The following is a 6169-nucleotide window of genomic DNA, read 5'->3' on the forward strand; positions in this document are numbered from 1 at the left end:
CGGTCGGCGCGGTGCCGGGGCGGCGACGCGGGGCCCGCCTCGGCGGCCGCGAACGTCCTGGCGTCGTTCCGGCGGTGCGGTAGGCTCGCGGCACCATGCACCTGCCGCTCCGGGCCATCACCGTGTTCCACGCCGCCGCCCGCGCCGGCACGCTCGCGCGCGCGGCGCAGGAGCTTGGCGTCACCCCCTCGGCGGTCAGCCAGCAGATCGCCGCGCTGGAGATGCATCTCGGCACCACGCTGATGGTGAGGTCCGGGCGGCGGGCCATGCTGACCGAGGCGGGCGAGCGCTACTTCGCGATGATCGCCGAGAACCTGGACCGCGTGGCCGACGCGACGCAGGCGATCCGCGGCTCCCTCTCCTCGCGCTCGCTCACCGTGCGGGTCACGCCGACCCTGGCCACGAAATGGCTGTTGCCGCGGCTCGGGCGCTTCCTCGACGCGCACGCGGACATCGACCTGCGGGTGGACGCGACCAACGAGCCGACCGACTTCGCGCGGGAGGCGGTGGACGTCGACATCCGCCACGGCGAGGGCAACTGGCCGGGGCTCTTCGTGGAGGGGCTGGCCGAGGAGCGGTTCCTCCCGGTCTGCGCCCCCTCCCTCTGCCCGCCCGGTTCCCTGGCGCCGGGGGACCTGCCGCGGCACCGGCTGATCCACTCGGTGAAGTCGCAGATGCAGTGGCCGCGCTGGTTCGGCCTCGCCGAGGTGCCCGGGCCGGCGAGCTGGCGGCGCGTGCTGTTCGACCGCAGCCACATGGCGATCGACGCCGCGGCGGCCGGCATCGGCATCGCCCTCGAGAGCGAGCTGATGATGGAGCGCGAGCTGCGCGAGGGGCTGCTGGCCTGCCCGGTGCGCCGGCCCCCGGTTGCGACGCGGGTGACGCAGTGGCTGGTCTGCCCGCATGACCGGCTGCGCCGCAGCCAGGTGGGCGCCTTCCTCGGGTGGCTGCGGGCGGAGCGCGACCTCTGGCAGGCGCGGCGGAATGATTAGACCCGCTTCACAATCGCCGCGAAAAACTCGTTTGAGCTAAATTCCGCGGCCTCCTACCGTTTGCTCAATGACACGAACCGTGCCGGCGGGACCCGCCGGCCGCGGTCGCAACGGGGGACGCCGGGTGAACCTTTCGACCATGCTGCAGATGCGCGCCGCCGGGGGACGCCCGGTGCGGGTCGGCCTGATCGGCGCCGGCAAGTTCGGCTCGATGGTGCTGGCGCAGGCGCAGCGCATCCCCGGGTTCCACGTCGTCGGCGTCGCCGACCTCGACGTCGGCAAGGCGCGCGGCTCGCTGGCCCGCGTCGGCTGGCCGGCGGAGCGCTACGCCGCGCCCACGCTGGCGGAGGCGCTGGCGACCGGCGGCACCTGCGTGCTCGACGACGCCGGCAAGCTGGCGGCCTTCGAGGGCATCGAGTGCATCATCGAGGCGACCGGCCACCCGATCGCCGGCGTGCGCCACGCGCTGGCGGCGATCGAGGGCGGCAAGCACGTCGTCATGGTGAACGTGGAGGCCGACGTGCTCTGCGGCCCGCTGCTGGCGGCGAAGGCGCGGGCGAGGAACCTCGTCTACTCCATGGCCTATGGCGACCAGCCCGCCATCATCTGCGAGCTGGTGGACTGGGCGCGGTCCTGCGGCTTCGAGCTCGTCTCGGCCGGCAAGGGCATGAACTTCGAGCCGCGCTACCGCTACTCCACGCCCGACACGGTCTGGGGCTTCTTCGGCTGGTCCGAGGAGGAGGTGGCCAAGGGCGACTTCAACCCGAAGATGTACAACTCCTTCACCGACGGCACCAAGGCGGCCATCGAGATGGCGGCGGTGGCGAACGGCACCGGGCTGGACTGCCCGGACGACGGGCTGGCCTTCCCGCCGACCGGGCTGCAGGACCTGGCGCAGGTGTTCAAGCCGGCGAGCGAGGGCGGCCGGCTGCCGCGGGCGGGGCTGGTGGAGATCGCCGCCAGCCACGAGCCGGACGGGCGCGTGGTGCACAACAACATCCAGTACGGCGTCTTCGTCACCTTCCGCGCCAACAACGAGTACACCCGCGCCTGCTTCCAGCAGTACGGGCTGCTGGTCGACAAGTCCGGCTGGTACGGCTCGATGTGGCGGCCCTTCCACCTGATCGGGCTGGAGACCAGCGTCAGCGTGCTCTCCGCCGTGCTGCGCCACGAGCCGACGGGCACGCCGAAGGAGTTCCGCGGCGACGCCGTGGCCACGGCGAAGCGCGACCTCCGGCCCGGCGAGATGCTGGACGGCGAGGGCGGCTTCGCGGTCTGGGCCAACGCCATCCCCGCGAGGAAGAGCCTGGCGGCGAAGGCGCTGCCCATCGGGCTGGCGCACCACGTGCGGCTGACGCGCGCGGTGGCGAAGGACACGGTCGTGAGCGTGGACGACGTCGAGATGGTCAACGACCTCGACGTGGTGGCGCTGCGGCGGGAGATGGAGGCGGGCGCTTGAGCGGTGGCGTCGCCGTCGCCGGGTTCGTCCTCCGCCCCGGTCGCCTGCCCGTGGCGAGGAGTTCCGGGCCGGTGGAGGCCGCGCGCCGCCACGCCGGGCGGGCGACCGGCCGTTAACGGACCCGGCGCGCGTCCCGGCCGGTGGCCACCAACGACAACGAAGGGGAAACGACATGGCGAGCGACGTCACCATCACACGACGGGCCGGGCTGCTCGGCCTCGGGGCTGCCGGCCTGCTGGCGAGGCCGGGCGTGCTGCGGGCGCAGGGCTCGGTGCGGCTCAGCCTCGGCCACGCCACCGCGCCCGGCAACCCGCGCAGCGTGGCGGCGGACCACTTCGCCGGGCTGCTGCGCGAGCGCAGCGGCGGCCGGATCGAGGTGCGCGTCGCCGGCTCGGCGCAGCTGGGCGACGACCTGGCGATGCTCACGGGCCTGCGGACCGGGACGCTCGACCTCTCGGTGAACAGCCAGGGGCCGGTCTCCTCCGTGGTGCCGGAGCTGGCGGCCTATGGCCTGCCCTTCCTGTTCGGCACCTCCGAGGCCGCGTTCCGCACCATCGACGGCCCGGTGAGCGCGGAGGTGGTGCGCAAGCTGGAGACGGTCGGCCTCGTCTCGCTGGGCTGGTGGGACAACGGCATCCGCCACATCACGAACCGCCGCAAGCCCGTGGGGACGCCGGACGACCTGCGCGGCATGAAGATCCGCACGCCGGCCGACCCGGCGACCATCGACACCTTCCAGGCGCTGGGCGCGGCGACGCAGCAGATCAACTTCAACGAGCTCTACGTCGCCCTGCAGCAGGGCGTGGTGGACGGCCAGGAGAACCCGCTGGCCAACATCTACACGGGCAAGCTGCACGAGGTGAACCGCTTCATCTCGCTGACCGGCCACAAGTGGGAGTGCTCGCCCTTCGTCGCGTCGCGCATCGCCTGGGGGCGGCTGAACGACGCGGACCGGCGACTGATGCGGGAGGCGGCGGAGGAGGCGACGGCGCTGAACCGCCGGCTGATGCAGGAGGCCGACGCGCGGCTGCTGGCCGAGTACCGCGCCAACCCGGCCGTGGCGGTGAACCAGGCCGACCAGGCGCCGTTCCGCGCCGCTACCGTGCCGGTGCTGGACCGCTGGGAGCAGCGCCCGGTCGGGGAGTTCGTGAAGCGCCTGCGCGCCGCCGCCGCGATGGCCGCCTGAGAGGGCCGCACGGGCGCCACCGTCATCGGCGGCGTTCGGCCGGGCGGTGGCGTGGTGTTGCCACGCGGAGGTCGCTGTTCGGAGCGCCGCCGATGGCGGCGGGTGGCGTTGCGCGCGGTCGCCGGGCCGCGGCGGGCTGGACCGGAGGGCCACCGTTCGTCCACCCGTTCATTATGGCCGACGTGGTTGGGGCCCGGGGCGCGCGCCGACGGCTTGGATCGCGGGTCGTGGACAAGGCGGCGGCGCCGGTGGGAGAAGGGCCCCACCGGATGGCGCGGAGTCCGCACGCGCGCCGGAAACAGGACACGACGATTATGCTTCGACGCAACCTCGGCCTCTCCGCCCTGGGCCTCATGGCCGGCGCTGCGGGCTCCCGCCCGGCGGGCGCGCAGGCGCCGGCCTACCCGACGCGCACCGTGACCATCGTGGCGCCCTTCGCGGCTGGCGGGTCCACGGACCTCATCGCGCGGCTGATCGCACAGCCGCTCTCGGCCCGCTTGGGCCAGCAGTTCGTGATCGACAACCGGGCCGGCGCCAACGGCGCGGTCGGCTGCGGCTTCGTGGCCCGCGCCCGGCCCGACGGCTACACGCTGCTGGTCACGCCCAACAGCACCTACGCCATCAACCCGCACCTCTACGCCAGCCTGCCCTACAACCAGGAGCGGGACTTCGCGCCGATCGGCCTGCTGGTGCAGAACGGGTTCTTCCTGTGCGTGCGGGGCGACTCGCGGTTCCGTACGGTGGGCGACCTCGTGGCCGCGGCCCGCGCGGCGCCGGACACGATCAGCTTCGGCTCCGGCGGGATCGGCTCGGCCAACCACCTGGCCCCGGAGATGTTCGCGGCCGCCAACGGCATCAAGCTGCAGCACGTGCCCTACCGCGGCAGCGGCCCGGGCATGCAGGCGGTGATGAGCGGCGAGATCCCGATGTCCTTCGTGGACACCGGCGTGGCGCTGCCGTTCATGCGCTCGGGCGAGCTGCGGGCGCTGGCGGTGAGCTCCGAGCAGCGCTCGCCCCAGGCGCCCGACGTGCCCACGTTGGCCGAGTCCGGCACGCCCGGCCTCAACGCGTCGAGCGACTTCGCGATGTTCGCCCCGGCCAACACGCCCGACCCGATCATCCGCCGCCTGTCGCAGGCGGTGGTGGAGGGCCTGCGCACGCCCGACCTTCGCGAGCGCCTGCAGAGCCTATCGATCGACCCGGTGGGCGGCAGCCCGGAAGCGTTCCCGGCCTATCTCGCGGCGGAGAGCGCGAAGTGGCGCGACGTGATCCGCGCCCGCGACATCCGCGTCGAGTAGCGTTCGGCGGGCGGGGGCGCCCCGGGAGCGCGCGCCTCCGGCTTGCGCGAGGGGAGCCGGGGCGCGGCGATGGTGGCGCCCTGGCCGCGCCGGTGCGGCCCGACGACGCGGCGCGGCGCGCGCCGCGGAGGGGTCGCGCCGTTCAGTGGGCCAGGAGGTGCATCCACGGGTGTGACCGGTTCACGAGAAGCCAGTACCGGGTCATGGACGCCGCCTGGTTCAGATCAGAGCCCCAGATCTCGTAGACGAGGATCATCGCGGCGCCGGCTGCCAGGCCGGCGGCGAGGAGGGTGGCGGCCCGGGAGCGCCCGCGGCGCCACACCCACGCGCCGGCCGCGGTGACGACGCCCGCGGCCGCGCCCTGGAGGAGGGTGCCATAGGGCTGGGTGAGGGTCCGCCAGCGGTAGCCGACGTCGTTGATCACGGCGAAGCGGAGGTCGTGGGAGAGGAACTGCATGGCCCACAGGAGCGCCGCGCCCGCCGCCGTCAGGGCAAGGACAGCCTTGATCCAGGTCGCGAAGCTCTCGGAGGGGCGGGACCAATTCACCATGCCGGACGAGGGCGACTCTTCGCTGACCGCGGGACCCAGCGGTAGACGATGCGCGCGGGCGTCCTGCCAAGCCCTTTCACGCGCCGGCCTCGTGGTCACGCTGCTCATGCCGGGCTGGGGAGAAGGCCGTTCAGGCCGAGGCCTGGGCCGCGGCGTAGGGGCGGGAGGACGGCACGGGGTTGGCGGCGAGGCTGCGGCCCGTTTCCGGCACGGGGTCACGGAGGACGTAGCCGCGTCCCCAGACGGTTCCGATGAGGTCCTCGCAACCGGCCTGGGCGAGCTTCTTGCGGAGCTTGCAGATGAAGACGTCGATGATCTTGACCTCGGGCTCGTCCATGCCGCCGTAGAGGTGGTTGAGGAAAGCCTCCTTGGTCATGACCATGCCCTTGCGCAGGGTGAGGAGCTCGAGGATGGCGTACTCCTTGCCCGTGAGGTGGACGGGCTTGCCGCCGACGGTGGCCTCGCGGGCGCCGAGGTCGAGGTTGAGCCGGCCGACCGAGATGTTGGGCTGGGCAAAGCCCTTCGTGCGGCGGACGATGGCCTGGATGCGGGCGATCAGCTCCTGGCTGTCGAAGGGCTTGACGATGAAGTCGTCGGCGCCGAGGCCAAAGCCCTTCACCTTGGCACCCGGGCGGGAGAGGCCCGACAGGATCAGCACCGGGGTGGTGCTGCGGCCGGCGCGCA

General features: G+C 73.3%; 6 protein-coding genes. 4 read left to right on the plus strand and 2 right to left on the minus strand.

Annotation, left to right across the window (positions count from 1 at the left end; all coding sequences use genetic code 11):
* The first annotated feature begins 95 nt into the window (after positions 1-95).
* From EAH89_RS02250 to EAH89_RS02265, 4 genes are all read left to right on the plus strand, one after another.
* Positions 96-992 carry a LysR substrate-binding domain-containing protein gene (locus EAH89_RS02250; protein WP_140881117.1) on the plus strand — a complete coding sequence of 299 codons (897 nt, stop codon included), beginning with the start codon at positions 96-98 and terminating at the stop codon, positions 990-992.
* Positions 993-1116: 124 nt separating this feature from the next.
* Positions 1117-2451, plus strand: a complete 1335-nt coding sequence (locus tag EAH89_RS02255) for an NAD(P)H-dependent oxidoreductase (protein ID WP_140881118.1) — start codon at positions 1117-1119, stop codon at positions 2449-2451.
* A 172-nt stretch (positions 2452-2623) separates the two neighbouring features.
* Positions 2624-3637, plus strand: a complete 1014-nt coding sequence (locus EAH89_RS02260) for a TRAP transporter substrate-binding protein (protein WP_140881119.1) — start codon at positions 2624-2626, stop codon at positions 3635-3637.
* Between the two features lie 314 nt (positions 3638-3951).
* Positions 3952-4935, plus strand: a complete 984-nt coding sequence (locus EAH89_RS02265; RefSeq protein ID WP_241666805.1) for a Bug family tripartite tricarboxylate transporter substrate binding protein — start codon at positions 3952-3954, stop codon at positions 4933-4935.
* A 142-nt stretch (positions 4936-5077) separates the two neighbouring features.
* On the opposite strand, the gene EAH89_RS02270 is transcribed toward EAH89_RS02265, so the two are convergent.
* Together EAH89_RS02270 and EAH89_RS02275 are read right to left on the minus strand one after the other, a co-directional pair.
* Positions 5078-5485 (minus strand): hypothetical protein, encoded by a 408-nt coding sequence (locus EAH89_RS02270; RefSeq protein ID WP_140881120.1) that lies wholly within the window; start codon positions 5483-5485, stop codon positions 5078-5080.
* A 130-nt stretch (positions 5486-5615) separates the two neighbouring features.
* On the minus strand, positions 5616-6169 hold a 554-nt coding region (locus EAH89_RS02275), incomplete at its 5' end, for a response regulator transcription factor (RefSeq protein ID WP_140881121.1).

The sequence above is a fragment of the Muricoccus nepalensis genome (assembly GCF_006438825.1).
GTDB classification, from domain to species: Bacteria; Pseudomonadota; Alphaproteobacteria; order Acetobacterales; family Acetobacteraceae; genus Roseomonas; species Roseomonas nepalensis.